The 16,372-nt window shown below is 72.0% G+C and carries 20 protein-coding genes; 8 read left to right on the top strand and 12 right to left on the bottom strand.

Annotated features, from left to right (window positions below; translation table 11 throughout):
* Positions 1-66: 66 nt before the first annotated feature.
* The 3 genes from ACZ58N_RS30000 (at position 67) to ACZ58N_RS30010 (ending at position 2,012) form a co-directional block, all read left to right on the top strand.
* Positions 67-903 (top strand): AraC family transcriptional regulator, encoded by an 837-nt coding sequence (locus ACZ58N_RS30000; protein ID WP_471166083.1) that lies wholly within the window; start codon positions 67-69, stop codon positions 901-903.
* Positions 904-1,005: 102 nt separating this feature from the next.
* On the top strand, positions 1,006-1,707 hold the full coding sequence (locus ACZ58N_RS30005; RefSeq protein ID WP_471166309.1) for an AzlC family ABC transporter permease: 702 nt from the start codon (positions 1,006-1,008) through the stop codon (positions 1,705-1,707).
* Positions 1,704-2,012, top strand: a complete 309-nt coding sequence (locus ACZ58N_RS30010; RefSeq protein WP_471166086.1) for an AzlD domain-containing protein — start codon at positions 1,704-1,706, stop codon at positions 2,010-2,012. The genes ACZ58N_RS30005 and ACZ58N_RS30010 overlap by 4 nt, the downstream gene beginning before the upstream one ends.
* Here the strand turns inward: ACZ58N_RS30010 and ACZ58N_RS30015 are convergent.
* The gene (locus ACZ58N_RS30015) at positions 1,981-3,027 is read right to left on the bottom strand and encodes a hypothetical protein (protein ID WP_471166089.1); all 1,047 of its coding nucleotides are present in this window, start codon (positions 3,025-3,027) and stop codon (positions 1,981-1,983) included. The two genes, ACZ58N_RS30010 and ACZ58N_RS30015, sit on opposite strands and share 32 nt — an antisense overlap.
* Positions 3,028-3,108: 81 nt before the next feature.
* On the opposite strand from ACZ58N_RS30015, the gene ACZ58N_RS30020 reads away from it, so the two are divergent.
* On the top strand, positions 3,109-3,303 hold the full coding sequence (locus ACZ58N_RS30020; RefSeq protein ID WP_073777283.1) for a DUF3046 domain-containing protein: 195 nt from the start codon (positions 3,109-3,111) through the stop codon (positions 3,301-3,303).
* A 228-nt stretch (positions 3,304-3,531) separates the two neighbouring features.
* The gene (locus tag ACZ58N_RS30025) at positions 3,532-4,626 is read left to right on the top strand and encodes an AI-2E family transporter (protein ID WP_471166312.1); all 1,095 of its coding nucleotides are present in this window, start codon (positions 3,532-3,534) and stop codon (positions 4,624-4,626) included.
* Here the strand turns inward: ACZ58N_RS30025 and ACZ58N_RS30030 are convergent.
* The 3 genes from ACZ58N_RS30030 to ACZ58N_RS30040 form a co-directional block, all read right to left on the bottom strand.
* The gene (locus tag ACZ58N_RS30030; RefSeq protein ID WP_471166091.1) at positions 4,574-5,335 is read right to left on the bottom strand and encodes a Clp protease N-terminal domain-containing protein; all 762 of its coding nucleotides are present in this window, start codon (positions 5,333-5,335) and stop codon (positions 4,574-4,576) included. The two genes, ACZ58N_RS30025 and ACZ58N_RS30030, sit on opposite strands and share 53 nt — an antisense overlap.
* A gap of 56 nt (positions 5,336-5,391) precedes the next feature.
* The gene (locus ACZ58N_RS30035) at positions 5,392-5,817 is read right to left on the bottom strand and encodes a hypothetical protein (RefSeq protein WP_471166094.1); all 426 of its coding nucleotides are present in this window, start codon (positions 5,815-5,817) and stop codon (positions 5,392-5,394) included.
* A gap of 297 nt (positions 5,818-6,114) precedes the next feature.
* A complete protein-coding gene (locus ACZ58N_RS30040; protein ID WP_471166315.1) occupies positions 6,115-7,023 on the bottom strand; it encodes a GlxA family transcriptional regulator in 909 nt (302 codons plus the stop codon).
* A gap of 149 nt (positions 7,024-7,172) precedes the next feature.
* Between ACZ58N_RS30040 and ACZ58N_RS30045 the strand changes: the two genes are divergently transcribed.
* From ACZ58N_RS30045 to recX, 3 genes are all read left to right on the top strand, one after another.
* Positions 7,173-7,766, top strand: coding sequence for an MBL fold metallo-hydrolase (locus ACZ58N_RS30045; RefSeq protein ID WP_471166096.1), 594 nt, complete (start codon positions 7,173-7,175; stop codon positions 7,764-7,766).
* Positions 7,767-8,027: 261 nt separating this feature from the next.
* Positions 8,028-9,140 carry a recombinase RecA gene (gene recA, locus ACZ58N_RS30050; protein WP_471166099.1) on the top strand — a complete coding sequence of 371 codons (1,113 nt, stop codon included), beginning with the start codon at positions 8,028-8,030 and terminating at the stop codon, positions 9,138-9,140.
* Between the two features lie 3 nt (positions 9,141-9,143).
* A complete protein-coding gene (recX, locus tag ACZ58N_RS30055; RefSeq protein WP_471166101.1) occupies positions 9,144-9,722 on the top strand; it encodes a recombination regulator RecX in 579 nt (192 codons plus the stop codon).
* A 331-nt stretch (positions 9,723-10,053) separates the two neighbouring features.
* Here the strand turns inward: recX and ACZ58N_RS30060 are convergent, their stop codons facing one another.
* The 8 genes from ACZ58N_RS30060 to ACZ58N_RS30095 form a co-directional block, all read right to left on the bottom strand.
* Positions 10,054-10,443: a rhodanese-like domain-containing protein gene (locus tag ACZ58N_RS30060; RefSeq protein ID WP_471166103.1), complete on the bottom strand. Its 390-nt coding sequence runs from the start codon at positions 10,441-10,443 to the stop codon at positions 10,054-10,056.
* The gene (locus ACZ58N_RS30065; protein WP_471166105.1) at positions 10,440-11,006 is read right to left on the bottom strand and encodes a cupin domain-containing protein; all 567 of its coding nucleotides are present in this window, start codon (positions 11,004-11,006) and stop codon (positions 10,440-10,442) included. Before ACZ58N_RS30065 ends, ACZ58N_RS30060 begins: the two co-directional genes overlap by 4 nt.
* Positions 11,007-11,084: 78 nt before the next feature.
* Positions 11,085-11,171: a putative leader peptide gene (locus ACZ58N_RS30070; RefSeq protein WP_311318651.1), complete on the bottom strand. Its 87-nt coding sequence runs from the start codon at positions 11,169-11,171 to the stop codon at positions 11,085-11,087.
* A gap of 33 nt (positions 11,172-11,204) precedes the next feature.
* A complete protein-coding gene (locus ACZ58N_RS30075; protein WP_471166108.1) occupies positions 11,205-12,785 on the bottom strand; it encodes an FAD-dependent oxidoreductase in 1,581 nt (526 codons plus the stop codon).
* Between the two features lie 198 nt (positions 12,786-12,983).
* Positions 12,984-13,862, bottom strand: a complete 879-nt coding sequence (locus ACZ58N_RS30080; protein ID WP_471166111.1) for an amino acid ABC transporter permease — start codon at positions 13,860-13,862, stop codon at positions 12,984-12,986.
* Positions 13,859-14,533, bottom strand: coding sequence for an amino acid ABC transporter permease (locus ACZ58N_RS30085; RefSeq protein ID WP_319195874.1), 675 nt, complete (start codon positions 14,531-14,533; stop codon positions 13,859-13,861). The genes ACZ58N_RS30080 and ACZ58N_RS30085 overlap by 4 nt, the downstream gene beginning before the upstream one ends.
* Before the next feature lie 83 nt (positions 14,534-14,616).
* Positions 14,617-15,471, bottom strand: a complete 855-nt coding sequence (locus ACZ58N_RS30090) for a glutamate ABC transporter substrate-binding protein (RefSeq protein ID WP_471166114.1) — start codon at positions 15,469-15,471, stop codon at positions 14,617-14,619.
* 87 nt (positions 15,472-15,558) lie between these two features.
* Positions 15,559-16,344, bottom strand: coding sequence for an amino acid ABC transporter ATP-binding protein (locus ACZ58N_RS30095; RefSeq protein ID WP_471166117.1), 786 nt, complete (start codon positions 16,342-16,344; stop codon positions 15,559-15,561).
* Between the last annotated feature and the right edge of the window lie 28 nt (positions 16,345-16,372).

Raw genomic sequence — 16,372 nt, forward strand, 5'->3', positions numbered from 1 at the left:
CCCCGGCACCGACATACGGCCCGACCTGCGAGAACACCTGCACCCGACCGGGCGCAGAATGGGGGGATGGGGACGGACGCGGGACGCGGCGAGTGGGCCCGGCACTGGCAGTACGCGGAACTGCCGGGCCTGGACCTCCTGCGCGCCCGCTACGTGCGCCACACCTTCCCGCGGCACGCCCACGACGGGTACGTGATCGCCGCCGTCACCGGCGGCGTCGAGGAGATCGGCCTGCCCGGCGGTACCGTGCGCGCCGGGCCCGGCAGCGTCGTCCTGATCAACCCCGAGGTCGCGCACACGGCCCGGGCCGGTGTCCCCGAGGGCTGGACGTACGCCACCCTCTACCCGTCCCGCAGCCTGATCGCCGACGTCGCCGCAGAGATCGCCACCCCGCGCGGGACGCCCGGCTTCACCGCCGAGCTGATCACCGATCCGCCGGGCTCCCTGGCGATCACCGAGGTCCACCGGGCCGCCGAGGAGGGCAACGCGCTGGCCGCCGACACCCTCCTGCGGGGCGTGGTGGCGCGGATGCTCTCCCGGCACGCGGGCCCGCTGCCCGCCCGTACGCCGCGCCGGGCGGGCGCCGCCGACGCCGAGCGGGCCCGGGCCGTCCTGGCGGAGCGGATGGCGAACCCGCCCTCGCTGGAGCAGCTCGCGGCCGAACTGGGCACCAGCCCCTTCGCCCTGCTGCGGGCCTTCCGCGCCCGCTTCGGCATGCCGCCGCACACCTGGCTGACCGACGCCCGGGTCCGCAGGGCGCGCCTGCTGCTGGACGGGGGGACGGCGCCGGCGGAGGCGGCCGTCGCCGTCGGCTTCACCGACCAGCCGCACCTGAACCGGCACTTCACCCGGATCGTCGGCGTCCCGCCGGGCGCCTACCGGCGGGAGCGGGCGGCCGGCTGACCGGGCGGGGCCGGGGCGCACCCGTACCGGGTCGGACGTGCAAGAACGTACAAGACGGGGCCGGCCCGGCCTGCGTACCTTCGGGGCGTGGGAGAACATCGGATGGTGATGCGGGAGACCCCCGAGAGGGTCGACGACGGACGGCCGCGCGCCGCGGTCGTACGGGACGCGCTCGGGGTGGGGGTGGCCGTCGGGCTGTCCGGGTTCGCGTTCGGCGTGACCGCCGCCGGAGCCGGGATCAGCCTGCTCCAGGCCTGCGTGCTGAGCCTGCTGGTCTTCACCGGCGCCTCGCAGTTCGCGCTGGTCGGAGCACTGGCCGGGGGCGGCAACCCGCTCACCGCGGCCGCCGGGGCCTTCTTCCTCGGGACCCGCAACGCCTTCTACGGACTGAGGCTGTCGCAGCTCCTCGCGCTGCCCCGCTTCCTGCGGCCCCTCGCCGCGCACTGGGTGATCGACGAGACCACCGCCGTGGCCCTCGCGCAGCCCGACCGCAAGTCGGCCCGGCTCGGGTTCACCGTCACCGGCATCACCCTGTACGTCCTGTGGAACCTCACCACCCTCCTCGGGGCGCTGGGCGCCGAGGCCATCGGGGACACCGCCGCGTGGGGGCTGGACGCCGCCGGGCCCGCCGTGTTCCTCGCCCTCCTCGCGCCGATGCTGAGGACGGCCACCGAGCGGGCCGTCGCCGCGCTCGCCGTCGTCCTCGGACTGGGCTTCCTGCCCTTCCTGCCCGCCGGGGTGCCCGTGCTGATCGCCGCGCTGGCCGCCCCCGCCGTTCTGTGGTTGAAGGGACGCCGCTCGTGAACGTCTGGATCGCCATCGGGATCACCGTCATCGGGTGCTACGCGCTCAAGCTCGTCGGGCTGCTGGTCCCCGCCGGGGCACTGGAGCGCCCCCTGGTCCAACGGCTCGCCGCCCTCCTGCCGGTCGCGCTGCTCGCCGCGCTCACCGCCCAGCAGACCTTCAGCACCGGCCACCAGCTCGTCCTCGACGCCCGGGCCGCCGGGCTCGCCGCGGCGGGAGCCGCCCTGCTGCTGCGAGCCCCCTTCCTCGTCGTGGTCGGGGCGGCGGTCGTGGTCACCGCGGGTGTGCGGGCCCTGGCAGGCTGACCCCCGTCAAGGACCGGCCGTACGCCCGCAACGTCAGCAGGGCCTCCAGGGTGGCGATCGGCCGCCGCTCCAGCGAGCTGCCCGGCGCCCACTCGGGGCGCAGCACCGGCCAGCCGCCGTCCGGCTGCTGCTCCGCCGCGAGGAAGTCCAGCGAACGCCCCATCTCCTCGTCCGTGAACCAGCTCCGGGCCAGGGACTCCGGACGCTGCGCGTAGTCGTGCGGGAAGAGCCGCTCACCCGGCGCGTACCCCGGCGGGAGCGGGTACTCGGCGCGCCGGGCCGGGTCGAGCACCACCAGCCGCCGCTCGCGCACGAGCCGGCCGAGCCGGTCCGCGGCCGCCGCCGCGCGGGCCCGGTCGGGGGCGCCGTCGAGGAAGGCCACCGCGCTGCGGGCCTCGTACGGGTGCGGCCGGCGCAGGTTCTCCACCCGTTCCCAGCAGAAGTCCGTCGCCCGGAACAGCCACGCGTGCCAGATCCGGTTGCGGTGCAGCAGCCCGACGACCGGCCCCGTGGTGAGCAGCTCGCCCGGCGGGTCGTCGCGCACCGGGTGGTAGGGGGCGGACGGGTAGGGGCGCGGCGGCGGGAAGACCAGCGGCAGCGCCCCGTCCGGGGTGGACACCCCGGTCAGGTGGCGGCAGAGCCGCTCGATGCGCTGCCCGGCGCAGCGGCCGAGGCTGTCGAGGACGCGCAGGGCGTGCGCGGTGTGCAGCGGCTGGCTCAGCGGGCCGCGCAGATCGGGGTCGAGGGCGTGTCCGTAGCCGCCGTCGCCGCCGAGGTACGCGCCGAGGGCGGCGTCCACCGGGTCCGCCTCCCCGCCGAGGAAGTGGAACGCGAACCTGCGCTGCTCCAGGACGCGGGCCGTCAGCCAGATGAACTGCTCGGCGCGGACCAGCGGGGCGGGCGGCTCCGATGCGGCCTGTGGGGCGTGGGCCGTGGCTGGGCCCTGCGGGGCGCGTGTGACACGTGGGGCCGATGGGCCCGATGGGGCCGGCGTGGAAGCTTCGTCTCCAGGCATGCGTGACACCGTAGGGCGAGGGCACCGGGCCGCACGGCACGAACGGAGCGGGTGCACTCTCCGGGGCGGGATAATGGAGGCATGCGGTTGACGATTTTCTGGGAACGGATGGCGGAGCACTTCGGGGCCGGCTACGCCGACTCCTTCGCACGGGACCACGTCATGACGGAGCTGGGTGGTCGCACGGTCCACCAGGCGCTGGACGCGGGCTGGGAGGCCAAGGACGTGTGGCGCGCGGTGTGTTCGGCGATGGATGTGCCCGCCGCGCTGCGCTGAGGCCGCGGGGCCGGGAAGCTGCTTCGCGGTCCGGGTCGCCGGTGGGCGAGACTTGGCCGCGTGGCAGCGACTGATGAGACGACCGACCCGCCCGCGGACGCCCCCGGCACGGCGCCCCCCACGGGTGCGACGGCCGCCGGTCCGCCCGGTGCGGGGCCGTGGCCGGCCGACCCGGGACGGCCGGGCGGCCCGCCCGTCGACGCCGTCCCGGTCGCAGGGGACGCGCGGATGCCGCGCTGGCTGCCGCGCGCGGTGGTCCTCGTACTGGCGCTCATCTCCTGTTTCCAACTCGGCAGCTGGGCCTTCCACCAGCTGATCGGCCTGCTGATCAACGTTCTGATCGCGTTCTTCCTCGCGCTGGCGATCGAACCGGCCGTGGCCAGGATGGCGGCGCGCGGCATGCGCCGAGGACTGGCCACCTTCCTGGTGTTCCTCGGGGTGTTCGTCTTCGCGGCGGGCTTCCTCGCCCTGCTCGGCTCGATGCTCGCGGGGCAGATCGTCGACATGGTGGAGGGCTTCCCGCGCTACCTCGACTCGGTGATCAAGTCGATCAACGACACCTTCCACACCGAGCTGTCCCGGCTGGAGATCCAGGACAGCCTGCTGCACTCCGACTGGCTCCAGAAGTACGTGCAGAACAGCGCCACCGGCGTGCTGGACGTGTCGACCACCGTGCTCGGCGGGCTCTTCAGGCTGCTGACCGTCGGCCTGTTCTCCTTCTACTTCGCGGCCGACGGGCCGCGGCTGCGGCGCGCCCTGTGCTCCGTGCTGCCGCCGGCCAAGCAGGCGGAGGTGCTGCGGGCCTGGGAGATCGCCGTCGCCAAGACGGGCGGCTACCTCTACTCGCGCGGCCTGATGGCACTGATCTCGGGCGTCGCGCACTACGTGCTGTTCGCGTTCCTCGACGTGCCGTACGCGCCCGCCCTCGCGGTGTGGGTGGGGCTGGTCTCCCAGTTCATCCCCACCATCGGCACCTACCTGGCGGGCGCGCTGCCGATGCTGATCGCCTTCACCGTCAACCCCTGGTACGCGCTGTACGTGCTCGGGTTCGTGGTGGTCTACCAGCAGTTCGAGAACTACGTGCTGCAGCCCAAGCTGACCTCGAAGACCGTCGACATCCACCCGGCGGTCGCCTTCGGCTCGGTCATCGCGGGCACCGCCCTGCTGGGCGCGGTCGGGGCGCTCATCGCGATCCCGGCCGTCGCCACGTTGCAGGCGTTCCTCGGCGCGTACGTGAAGAGGTACGCGCTGACGGAACACGCGGACGTCTCTACCGCCCGTTCTCGTCCGGGGCGGCGAGTACGGCTGCCAGGGCGTCGGTGACCCAGGTCTCGACGGCGTCCTTGCCGACGCCGAGACCGCTCAGCGGGCCCGAGCCGTGCTCCAGCTCCAGGAGTGCGAGCAGGACGTGTTCGGTGCCCACGTAGTTGTGGCCGAGGCGCAGGGCCTCGCGGAAGGTGAGCTCCAGGGCCTTCTTCGCGGAGGCGTCGAAGGGGACGAGGTCGGGGACGGACTCCGCGGCGGCGGGCAGGCCGGCGGTGGCCGCCGTGCGCACGGCGTCGGCCGTGACCCCCTGGGCGGTCAGGGCGTGCACCGCGAGGCCGTCGGGCTCGGACAGCAGGCCGAGCAGCAGGTGCTCGGTGCGGATCTCGGCGTTGCCGGCGGTGTGGGCCTCGTTCTGCGCGGTCACGACGACGTTCCGGGCGCGGGGGGTGAAGCGGCCGAAGCCCTCGTTGGGGTCGAGGCCGGGCTCGCCCTCCTTGTCGGCCTTGGGGACGAAGCGCTTCTGGGCGGCCTGGCGGGTGACGCCCATGCTGCGGCCGATGTCGGTCCAGGAGGCGCCGGACCGGCGGGCCTGGTCGACGAAGTGGCCGATGAGGTGGTCGGCCACGTCACCGAGGGACTCGGCGGCGACCACGGCACCGCTGAGCTGTTCCAGGGTGTCGGTGTGGACCTTCTTGATGGCCTCGATGAGGTCGTCGAGGCGTACCGGGTTGGTCATGCGAACGGGTTCCACGGAAGGGTTCGTCATGAGGCAACCCTAGGTTGACACTCGGATGGGTGTCAACCTCTGGTTGTCAGTCGTCGTTACGCGGCGATCCGGTCCTGACCCGTCAGGAGCCCGAGCAGCTGGTCCATCTCGTTGCGCCAGGTGCGGTGCACGTTCATGCGCGTCGGGGTGGCCTGGCCGGGGAGCTGGAGCCTGAAGGAGCTCCAGATGGCGTTGCGCTTGATCTCGGTCACGGCGCCGACGGCCTCGTTCGGCGGTATCGCGAAGACGATCTCCTGCGGACGGTTGCTCATCCGGCTCGCGCGGTGGAGCACCACGGCCTGCACGGTCACGGTGACGAAGTAGTAGGTGAGGAAGGCCTGGCCGATGAGGCCGAGCATGCTCATCAGCCACACGCTGGGGCCGGCGACGGCCTGGATCGTGACGATGGGCCGGTCGTTCGGGTTGGCCTGCGCGAGCGCTTCTGCCACCTGCTGCTGGATCGTGGCCTTCTTGATGGCCATGGGTCCTCCTGAGCGGAATTACACGTTCCCCGTCTTGGGGGCATCGCAGGGTGCCGGCCGCGGGAGGAGGGTCTCCGGCCAGGTCGAGGGTGTGGTTCATGCGCCCGCGTATGGGCATCCGTGCCCGTCTCGCGGCGTGTTGGGCGGGTTGGCCCACTCGGTCGCCGTGAACGCGCGGCGCCCCGGTTCCCCCAACGGGGCTCCGGGACGCGGAGGTTGGGGGCGGGCGGCGTGAATTCCCGTTCGGAGGCCCCTGTCCCGGAGCGCCGTTCCGGAGCGTCCGTGACGCCCCCGGTGCTACGGCGTACGGGAGAACGAGCGCCGGTACGAGCGGGGCGGCACGCCCCGCCGGCGCACGAACTGCTCGCGCAGGACGGCCGCGCTGCCGTACCCGACCCGACGGGCGACCTCCTCCACCGGCAGGTCCGTGGTCTCCAGCAACTCCTCGGCGCCGCTCAACCGCAGGCCCCGCAGCCAGGCGTGCGGCGTCGTGCCCGTCGCGGCGGCGAACCGGCGGGCGAAGGACCGCTTGCTCATCATGGCCCGCCGGGCCAGCTCCGCCACCGGCAGCGGCTCGTGCAGGTTCTCCCGGACCCAGTTCAGGACCTCGGCGAGCCGCTCGTCGTGGCAGTCCTCCGGAGCGGGCGCCGCCAGGTACTGGGCCTGCCCGCCGTCGCGGTGCGAGGGCAGCACCATGTCCCGCGCCACCGCGTTCGCCGTCGCGGCGCCGTGCTCGCGCCGCAGCAGGTGCAGGCACAGGTCGAAACCGGCCGCCGCGCCCGCGCCCGTGACGATCCGCCCCTCGTCGACGTAGAGGGCGTCGGGCTCGACGGACACCTCGGGGTGGCGGTCGGCCAGCAACGCGGCGAACCGCCAGTGCGTGGTCGCCCGCAGACCGTCGAGCAGCCCGGCGGCGGCGAGCGCGAACGTGCCGACGCAGTGGGCCGCGACCAGCGCTCCCCGCGCGTGCGCCGCCGACAGCGCGTCGAGCACGTCGGGACCCGGCGGCGTACGGAAGTCGGCCCCCGGCAGGGCGATCACCAGGTCGGCGGCGGCCAACCGGTCCAGGCCGTGGGTCACCGTCAACGGCACGCCCAGGTCGGTGGGTACCGGGCCGGGGCGGTCGGCGCACAGGGCGAAGTCGAAGCCGGGCAGCCCCTGCCCGTGCGGGCCGAACACCTCGGTGACGATGCCGACGGCGAGCATGCCGGCTCCGGGAGGTACGTACGCGGCGACGGTCTCGAAGGGCGGCACGCCGGAAGTATCGCAGCAGGAAGGGGGGTTGGCACGATTCCCGCGATCACTGGCAACACTGCCACTCGTGGGTGCCCGACCTGCCCGGGAGCATGGTGCACATGACAGACGCACCGCTGGCCCACAGCGCCACGTACACGATCCTGACCACCGGATACACCCTCTCGACGGGGCCCGGCGTCGCCGCCACCGTCTCCTACGTCCACGACGGGGACCGCCACGTGATCGTCGACCCGGGCATGGTGGCCGGCCGCGACCGCATCCTCGGCCCGCTCGCCGAGCTGGGTCTCGGTCCCGACGACATCACCGACGTGGTGCTCAGCCACCACCACCCGGACAACACCATGAACGTCGGTCTCTTCGGTGAGGCCCGCGTCCACGACCACAAGGCCGAATACCGCCACGACCAGTGGACCGACCGGGACGCCGAGGGGTACGAAATCACCCCCTCCCTGCGCCTGATCCGCACCCCGGGTCACAGCCGCGAGGACATCACGCTGCTGGCGGGCACCGGCGAGGGCGTCGTCGCCTTCGTGGGCGACCTGTGGTGGCGCCCCAACGGACCCGTCGAGGACCCGGTGGCCCCGGACCACGGGCTCCTGCGCGCCTCCCGGCTCCGCGTCCTGGCCGCGGCGGACCTGATCGTCCCGGGCCACGGCGGTGCCTTCCCGGCGGACCACACGGCTCCGCTGTAGGCCCGGCCGTGCAGGGCCCGAAGCGGACGGCTCCTCCGGAAGGGGGCGTCGCCGCGGGCCCTCGGCGGGGTCGGGGGCAGGGGTACGGGACGCGGAGTGCCCGGGCGGGCGGGGCGGGCGTGGCTCGCTTGACAGGGAAATCGAACATCCATTCTGATGAGAGTTATCCACAGCTGAACCCGGCGTGGGAGCGGATTGTCAGTGGCAGGCGTTAGCGTCAATGGCGTGAAGCGATCGACTCAAGCAAACCGGGTGGAACCCATGGCAGGCACCGACCGCGAGAAGGCTCTCGACGCCGCGCTCGCACAGATTGAACGGCAATTCGGCAAGGGTGCGGTCATGCGCCTCGGCGACAAGCCGAACGACCCCATCGAGGTCATCCCCACCGGGTCGACCGCGCTGGACATCGCCCTCGGCGTCGGCGGGCTGCCCCGCGGCCGCGTGATCGAGGTGTACGGACCGGAGTCCTCCGGTAAGACCACGCTGACCCTGCACGCCGTGGCCAACGCGCAGAAGGCCGGCGGGACCGTCGCCTTCGTGGACGCCGAGCACGCGCTCGACCCCGAGTACGCGAAGGCCCTGGGCGTCGACACCGACAACCTCATCCTCTCCCAGCCGGACACCGGCGAGCAGGCGCTCGAAATCGTGGACATGCTGGTCCGCTCGGGCGCCCTCGACCTGATCGTCATCGACTCCGTGGCGGCGCTCGTGCCCCGTGCGGAGATCGAGGGCGAGATGGGCGACTCGCACGTGGGTCTCCAGGCCCGCCTGATGAGCCAGGCCCTGCGGAAGATCACGGGTGCGCTCAACCAGTCCAAGACCACCGCGATCTTCATCAACCAGCTCCGCGAGAAGATCGGTGTGATGTTCGGCTCGCCGGAGACCACCACCGGTGGCCGCGCGCTGAAGTTCTACGCCTCCGTGCGTCTGGACATCCGCCGCATCGAGACCCTGAAGGACGGCACGGACGCGGTCGGCAACCGTACGCGCGTCAAGGTCGTCAAGAACAAGGTCGCGCCGCCGTTCAAGCAGGCCGAGTTCGACATCCTCTACGGCCAGGGCATCAGCCGCGAGGGCGGCCTGATCGACATGGGCGTGGAGCACGGCTTCGTGCGCAAGGCCGGTGCCTGGTACACGTACGAGGGCGACCAGCTCGGCCAGGGCAAGGAGAACGCCCGCAACTTCCTCAAGGACAACCCCGACCTCGCCAACGAGATCGAGCGGAAGATCAAGGAGAAGCTGGGCGTGGGCGTGCGCAAGGTCGACGCCGCCGCCGACGAGGCGGGTGCCGCACCGGCGGACGCCGCAGCGGCCGTGCCCGCCCCGGCGTCGAAGGCCAAGACGCCGGCCAAGGCCGCCGTCTCCAAGAGCTGACCCGTGCGGGAGCAGGAAGGGGAGGGCCGGGGCGGCCGTGAAGGCCGCCAGGAACTGCCGCCCCAGAGTCCCGAGGAGCAGGCACGGGCGATCTGCCTGCGCCTGCTCACCGGGATGCCGCGCACCCGCCGGCAGCTCGCGGACGCCCTGGAGAAGCGGGGCATCCCCGAGGAGGTGTCGCAGGAGGTCCTCTCCCGGTACGAGGAGGTCGGCCTGATCGATGACGCCGCCTTCGCCGGGGCCTGGGTCGAGTCCCGCCACCGCGGCCGGGGCCTGGCCCGTCGGGCACTCGCCCAGGAACTGCGGACCAAGGGGGTGCACACCACCCTCGTACAGGAAGCCCTGGAACAACTGGACTCCGAGCAGGAGGAACGGACGGCCCGGGAACTCGTGGAGCGCAAGCTCCGCGCGACCCGCGGCCTGGACCGGGACAAACGAATTCGACGCCTCGCGGGCATGCTCGCCCGCAAGGGTTACCCGGAGGGCATGGCCCTACGGGTCGTCCGCCGGGCGCTGGAGGCGGAGGGAGACGACGCCGACGACGCCATGGACGCTGCCGACCGGGGGTACTCGTCGGGCTGAGCGCGACGGCCGGGGTACCGGGACGTTCGAGGTGCGGGGCCGGCGGGCCGGGGCGGGGGTAGCCCCCGGGGCGGGGACGCCGGAACGCTCCCCTGCCGAGAGCCGGGCCTGCGGCGCCCGTGAACGCGCCGGTCGTCGAAGTGCCGGGGTTGCCGGTGCCGGTCACCGCCGAAGTACCCGGACGGGTCGGCCGGCCGGGGGCCGCCGGACATGCCGACGTCCGAGGCGGGGCGGCCGGGACGGATGCGTGAGAGTACGAGGGGTGCGGCAAGGTCATGACGCCGGCCCCGTACCCCGGCGAACGGGGGCACGAGGCCGCGTCACGCTGCCGTCAGGGCCCGGTGACGGGGAGGCCGGCTGCCTTCCAGGCCTGGAAGCCGCCCGTCAGGTCGGTCGCCCTGTGCAGGCCCAAGGCGTGGAGGGAGGCCGCGGCGAGGGTCGAGGCGTAGCCCTCGTTGCAGATCACGATCACTTCGATGTCGTGGTCCGTGGCCTGCGGAATGCGGTGCGAGCCCCGGGGATCGAGGCGCCACTCCAGCTCGTTGCGCTCGATGACCACCGCCCCCGGGATCAGGCCGTCCCGCTCGCGCAGCGCCTGGTAACGGATGTCCACCAGCAACGCCCCGGCCGAGGAGGCCTCGTGCGCGGCCGGCGCGTCGACGCGGGTGTAGCCCTCGCGGACCCGCTCCAGGTACTCGTCGATGCCGATGGGGGCGCTCACTGCCAGTCCGCCGGACGCTCGACCTGCTCCAGGGTGAGGACCGGCCCGCTGCGGCTGTACCTGCGGATCAGCGGCAGCGGCGGGTAGTACGCGTGGACGGAGACCGCGTGCTCGGTGTCCGACCCGTTGAGCACCTCGTGCACGTGGTGCTCGCCGAAGCCGCGTCCGTCCCCGGCGGCCAGGGAGCGGGTGCGGTCCACCCCGTCGGCCAGCTCCAGGCTCTGCCATCCCTCGGAGGGCAGCCGCACGGACAGGGAGTGCTCGGTGAGCCGACCCCGGGCGGTGGCGAACGCGCCGCGCGACTCGGCGTGGTCGTGCCAGCCGGTGCCGGTGCCCGGCGGCCAACCGATCAGCCAGGCCTCACTGCCGCCCGGTCCCTCCAGACGGATCCAGGTGCGGCCCTCCGGATCCAGGGGGAGCGAATCGACGACCGCCGCGTCGGCTGCGGTGCGCCGGGCGAAGGCGAGGAGCTCGGCTGCCGTCGGGCCGGAGGTGGGGGAGGCGGGGGAGACGGAGGGTGCGGGGATGTGGGTGGGGGCGGGCGCGTGCGTCGGCGCAGACATGGGGTGATGACCGTCCTGGGAGTTCGCGAAGGTGCGCGCGGGCCCGGAAGGGCGCGGGGCGCGCGGAGGGAAGGCGAATCAGCAGGAAGGGCGACACACGCAGCCCGCGTAGCGGAGCAGGTCCATGTGAACCCTCCGCCACAGGCGTACGTCGTTGCCGGTCATGTCCGCGAGTGAACCACGAGCTGCCGAGAACGGTCAATCGATCACGGCTGTAGGCGTGGTGGAGGCGGCTGCCGCGGGCTCCGGCGCACCACCGCGCACGGCGTCCGCCGCCTCGTACAGTTCCGCCGGCCGGACCCCCGCGAAGGTCGCCGCCAGGTGCCCGTCGGGCCGTACGAGGAGCACCGTGTGCGCCGGAGCGCCCGGGTAGGAGTCCGCGACCAGCAGCTCGGCCCGCACCGGCAGCGCGCTCACGGCGGCGGCCAGCCGGGGCATCAGACCGGCGCCCACCCAGTGCCGCCGGTCCCACACCCCGGTGCCCGGGGCGACGAGCAGCACCAACAGCCGGCCCCGGCCGAGCAGGTCGCGCAGCGGAACGGTCGCCCCGTCGGGGGCGGTCACCGGGACGTTCGCCACCGGACCGCCCGGTTCCGTCGCCGTCGGCACCTCGCGCACGGCGACCGGCGGGGCGTACACGGGCTCGGCGCCCAGCGGGCCCCGGCCGAGGTGGCCGTCGGTCAGCAGGGTGTGCGCGGAGCGCGTCGATCCGGGGATCAGGGTGCGCAGGCCGCCCCCGCCGCGCAGGGCCGGCATGGCCTGGTCGGCGGCGCGCAGCCGGGCGGCGACGGCGGTGCGCCGCTCGTCCTCGTAGCTGTCGAGAAGCGCCTCGGAGGCCCCCTGGTGCCAGGCCTGGGCCAGCTTCCAGGCCAGGTTCTCGGCGTCGCGCAGCCCCTCCTCGACGCCCTGGGTGCCCAACGCGCCCAGCAGGTGCGCTGCGTCCCCGGCGAGGAAGGCCCGGCCGTCGCGCCAACGCCGGGCGAGACGGTGGTGCAGGGTGTGCACCCCGGTGTCGATCAGGTCGTACGGAGGAGTCGCGCCTCCGCACCATCCCGCCAGGGTGTCGCGGATCAGGGTGACGAGCGCGTCCGGGGTGACCAGGTCCCCGCGGGCCGGGAGCAGCCAGTCGAGGCGCCAGACCCCGTCGGGCAGTGGCCGTGCGACGACCTCCTCGGGGCCGGCCGGCGGATTGCGGTGCAGCAACGCTTCGCCGGGCCACGGCAGTTCGGCGCGGAGTGCGGCCACGGCGTGCCGCTCGACGGCCGTCCGGCCGGGGAAGCGGATGTCGAGCAGCTTGCGCACCGTCGAGCGGGCGCCGTCGCAGCCGACCAGGTGGCTGCCGCGCCACCAGGTCGTCTCGGAGCCCCGGGTGTGCACGGTGATCCCGCGGTCGTCCTGCTCCAGGGATTCCAGCTTGCAGTCGGTGACCAGCTGGACGAGCGGGTGGGTGCCGGCCGAGTCGCGCAGGCCGCGGGCCAGGGCGTGCTGCGGTAGGTGCAGGGGCGCCGGCTCTTCCTCGAAGGTGATCCGTGAGACTTCCTGACGACGCCTCATGGTGCGCCAGGCCGCGAAGCGCGCACCCTCGTCGCGCAGCGTCGTACAGCCCAGCCGGTGCGCCATGGCCGCCGTGTCGGCGTGCAGCACGACGGAACGGGCCGGCCTGGGCTCGTCCTTGCCGGGCCCCTCGTCGAGGAGGACGGACGGCACGCCGTGGCCGGCCAGGGCGAGGGCGAGGGACAGCCCGACGGGTCCCGCGCCGACGACGATCACCGGGTCCATGGCGCGGCTCCCGATGTCCGGTATGTGATCACAGAACGTATGCAACCCACTGAAGGTGCCCGCGTCAAGTGACACCCGTCGCGACAACGCCGCGTGGTGCGGCGGAAGAGTTCCGCCGCACCACGCGGGCTACGCACTATGGCTGACTCTATGTCAGACCCGGAGGGCCGGAAGACCGGAGGCCGGCCTTCGGTCGGATCAGGTGGACCTGCCGATGGCGAAATCGTTGGCCTCGTGGGTTCCGACCACCGCACCGGTTCCCTTCGTCGACTTGCGCTGTCGACCTTCGAGCCAGGAGGCGAAGCTCGTGAGGGCGAAGTTCACCGCGATGTAGATCACCGCGATCACCACGAAGGTCGCGATCGTGTTGCTGTAGTTCGCCGAGATCTGCCGGGCCATCGACAGGAGCTCCGCGAGGCCGAGCAGGGTTCCGCCGAGCGCGGTGTCCTTGAGGATCACCACGAGCTGGCTGACCAGGGCGGGCAGCATCGCGGTGACGGCCTGCGGAATGAGGACGTGGACCATGGTCTGGCCCTTGCGCATGCCGATCGCCTTGGCCGCGTCGGACTGCCCGCTGGGCAGGGACTGCACACCCGCCCGGACGATCTCGGCGATGACCGAAGCGTTGTAGAGGACCAGCCCGGCGACCACCGCGTACAGCGGTCGGATGTCGGAGGAGACCGACGTGAACTGCACGAAGAAGGCCGAGCCGAAGATCATCAGCATCAGCACCGGGATGGCGCGGAAGAATTCGACGAACGCGCCGACGGGGACGCGGACCCAGGCGTGGTCGGACAGTCGACCGATGCCGAGCAGCGCACCCAGGGGCAGCGCGATGACCATGGCGATCGCGCCGGCCTTGAGGGTCTCCAGCAGGCCGGGGATCAGGAACGTCGTCCAGACCTGGCTGTCGGTGATGAAGGGGGACCACTTCTCACCGTCGAGCTGGCCCTTCTCCGCCATGAGGCCCAGCGCCCACCACAGGGCCAGGCCGAGCAGGACGACGAAGACGACGGTGTAGATCCAGTTCCGGGACTTGGCCTTCGGGCCCGGGGCGTCGTACAGCACGGAGTTCATCGCTTTACCGCCACTCGCTTGGCCACCCAGCCCAGCAGCAGGCCGGTGGGCAGGGTCAGCAGGACGAATCCGAGGGCGAAGATGCCGAAGACGGCGAAGAGCGCCTGGGCCTCGTTCTCGACCATGTCCTTCATCAGCAGGGCCGCTTCGGCCACGCCGATGGCCGCAGCCACCGTGGTGTTCTTGGTGAGTGCGATCAGTACGTTGGTGAGCGGCGCGATGACCGCCCGGAAGGCCTGGGGGAGCACGATCAGCGTGAGTACCTGGAAGAAGCTCAGGCCCAGTGCGCGCGCGGCCTCCGCCTGGCCCACGGGCACGGTGTTGATGCCCGAGCGCAGTGCCTCGCAGACGAAGGTGCCGGTGTAGGCCGAGAGTCCGAGGACCGCGAGCCGGAAGCCGGTCTCCTTGAACGTCTCGCCGCCCAGGGAAATCCCCAGCGTCTCGCTGAGGCCCAGCGAGCAGGCGATGATCAGCAGGGTCAGCGGGGTGTTGCGGACCACGTTGACGTACGTGGTGCCGAAGCCGCGCATCAGCGGGACGGGGCTGACCCGCATCCCGGCCAGGACGGTTCCCCATATGAGGGATCCGACCGCCGAATAGAGGGTGAGCTGAACCGTCACCCAGAAGGCTCCGAGCACGTCGTACTGCCCGGAATCAAGAAAGTCGAACACGTTGCCCTGCGCTCTCCCCAGAGTGGCCGGTGAGGGGCGCCGCCGCCCGCGGCAGGCGGGCGGCGACGCCCCTCACCGGGGAATCAGCTGCCTTCGGTGATCTGCGGGGCAGGCTCGTTCTTGTAGTCGGCCGGACCGAAGTTCTTCTTGACGGCCGCCTCCCAGGCACCGTCCGAGACCATCTTCTTCAGAGCGGCGTTGACCTTGGTCTGGAGGTCCTTGTCGCCCTTCTTCAGGCCGATGCCGTAGTTCTCGTTGCTCATGCTCAGCCCGACGAGCTTGAACTTGCCCTTGTTCTTCTCCTGCGCGGCGTAACCGGCCAGGATCGAGTTGTCGGTGGTGAGCGCGTCCATGGCCTTGCTCTCCAGGCCGGTGAGGCACTCGGAGTAGCCGGCGGCCTGCTTGAGGTCGGCCTTGGGCGCCAGCTTCTCCTTGACGTTCTGCGCGGAGGTGGAGCCGGCGACCGAGCAGAGCTTCTTGTCGTTCAGGTCCTCGGGCTTGGTGATGCTGTTGTCGTCGGTGCGGACCAGCAGGTCCTGGTGCGCCAGGAGGTACGGGCCGGCGAAGTCGACCTTCTCCTTGCGCTTGTCGTTGATCGAGTAGCTCGCGACGACCAGCTTCACGTCGCCGTTGGAGATGAGGTTCTCGCGCTCGGCGCTGATGGCCTGCTTGAACTCGATCTGGTCGGCCGCGTAGCCGAGTTCCTTGGCCACGTAGGTCGCCACGTCGACGTCGAATCCGGTGAACTTGCCGTCCGGGGTTTTCAGACCCACACCCGGCTGGTCGAACTTGATGCCGATGACGATCTTGTCCTTCTTGGCGCCACCCGACGAACCGGCGTCGCCGGACGTCTTGTCGCTGTTGCCGCCACAGGCGGTCGCCGTCAGGGCAAGGGCGACGGCGACGGCCGCGGCCGCACCGACCTTGGAGATCTTCATGGTGAACTTCCCTCGGGTGAGACGTGGTTGAGCGACGAGCGGGATGTGTGCTCCGTCGAACGGATCACTACTACCGGACGAGATACGTCAGTGGTGCAGGATCTTCGACAGGAAGTCCTTGGCGCGGTCGCTGCGCGGGTTGCTGAAGAACTGGTCGGGCGTGGCCTGTTCGACGATCTTTCCGTCGGCCATGAAGACGACCCGGTTCGCCGCCGAGCGGGCGAAGCCCATCTCGTGCGTGACGACGACCATGGTCATCCCCTCCCGGGCGAGCTGCTGCATGACCTCCAGCACCTCGTTGATCATTTCCGGGTCCAGGGCCGAGGTCGGCTCGTCGAAGAGCATGACCTTCGGTTCCATCGCCAGCGCCCGGGCGATCGCCACGCGCTGCTGCTGGCCGCCCGACAACTGCGCCGGGTACTTGTCGGCCTGCGAGCCGACGCCCACCCGGTCCAGCAGCGACTGCGCCTTCTCGCGGGCGGCCGCCTGGTCCGTCCTGCGGACCTTGATCTGGCCCAGCATGACGTTCTGCAGCACCGTCTTGTGGGCGAACAGGTTGAACGACTGGAACACCATGCCGACGTCGGCGCGCAGCCGGGCGAGTTCCTTGCCCTCGGCCGGCAGCGGCCTCCCGTCGAGCGTGATGGTGCCCGAGTCGATCGTCTCCAGCCGGTTGATGGTCCGGCACAGCGTGGACTTGCCCGATCCCGAAGGACCGATCACCACGACGACTTCACCGCGGGCAATGCTCAGATCAACGTCCTGAAGCACGTGCAGCGCGCCGAAGTGCTTGTTGACGTTGCTCAGTACGACCAGGCCGTCCGCGGCACCGGCCGCGTCCTGCACGTCCTTGGTCACTGATACTCCGCTCATCGGCTTCTTGCTCCGTCCTCCGTCGGTT

The sequence above is a fragment of the Streptomyces sp. NPDC040432 genome (genome assembly GCF_055595445.1).

What these genes read in the sequence shown, in the direction of transcription:
- ACZ58N_RS30025 (WP_471166312.1), top strand. Translation starts at nt 3,532, where the DNA reads ATGCCGCGCTGGCTGCCGCGCGCGGTGGTCCTCGTACTGGCGCTCATC.
- ACZ58N_RS30035 (WP_471166094.1), bottom strand. Translation starts at nt 5,817, where the DNA reads ATGGCCATCAAGAAGGCCACGATCCAGCAGCAGGTGGCAGAAGCGCTC.
- ACZ58N_RS30090 (WP_471166114.1), bottom strand. Translation starts at nt 15,471, where the DNA reads ATGAAGATCTCCAAGGTCGGTGCGGCCGCGGCCGTCGCCGTCGCCCTT.
- ACZ58N_RS30065 (WP_471166105.1), bottom strand. Translation starts at nt 11,006, where the DNA reads ATGTCTGCGCCGACGCACGCGCCCGCCCCCACCCACATCCCCGCACCC.
- ACZ58N_RS30005 (WP_471166309.1), top strand. Translation starts at nt 1,006, where the DNA reads ATGGTGATGCGGGAGACCCCCGAGAGGGTCGACGACGGACGGCCGCGC.
- ACZ58N_RS30000 (WP_471166083.1), top strand. Translation starts at nt 67, where the DNA reads ATGGGGACGGACGCGGGACGCGGCGAGTGGGCCCGGCACTGGCAGTAC.
- ACZ58N_RS30015 (WP_471166089.1), bottom strand. Translation starts at nt 3,027, where the DNA reads ATGCCTGGAGACGAAGCTTCCACGCCGGCCCCATCGGGCCCATCGGCC.
- ACZ58N_RS30030 (WP_471166091.1), bottom strand. Translation starts at nt 5,335, where the DNA reads ATGACGAACCCTTCCGTGGAACCCGTTCGCATGACCAACCCGGTACGC.
- ACZ58N_RS30020 (WP_073777283.1), top strand. Translation starts at nt 3,109, where the DNA reads ATGCGGTTGACGATTTTCTGGGAACGGATGGCGGAGCACTTCGGGGCC.
- ACZ58N_RS30075 (WP_471166108.1), bottom strand. Translation starts at nt 12,785, where the DNA reads ATGGACCCGGTGATCGTCGTCGGCGCGGGACCCGTCGGGCTGTCCCTC.
- ACZ58N_RS30045 (WP_471166096.1), top strand. Translation starts at nt 7,173, where the DNA reads ATGACAGACGCACCGCTGGCCCACAGCGCCACGTACACGATCCTGACC.
- ACZ58N_RS30070 (WP_311318651.1), bottom strand. Translation starts at nt 11,171, where the DNA reads ATGACCGGCAACGACGTACGCCTGTGGCGGAGGGTTCACATGGACCTG.
- recA (WP_471166099.1), top strand. Translation starts at nt 8,028, where the DNA reads ATGGCAGGCACCGACCGCGAGAAGGCTCTCGACGCCGCGCTCGCACAG.
- ACZ58N_RS30040 (WP_471166315.1), bottom strand. Translation starts at nt 7,023, where the DNA reads ATGCTCGCCGTCGGCATCGTCACCGAGGTGTTCGGCCCGCACGGGCAG.
- ACZ58N_RS30095 (WP_471166117.1), bottom strand. Translation starts at nt 16,344, where the DNA reads ATGAGCGGAGTATCAGTGACCAAGGACGTGCAGGACGCGGCCGGTGCC.
- ACZ58N_RS30080 (WP_471166111.1), bottom strand. Translation starts at nt 13,862, where the DNA reads ATGAACTCCGTGCTGTACGACGCCCCGGGCCCGAAGGCCAAGTCCCGG.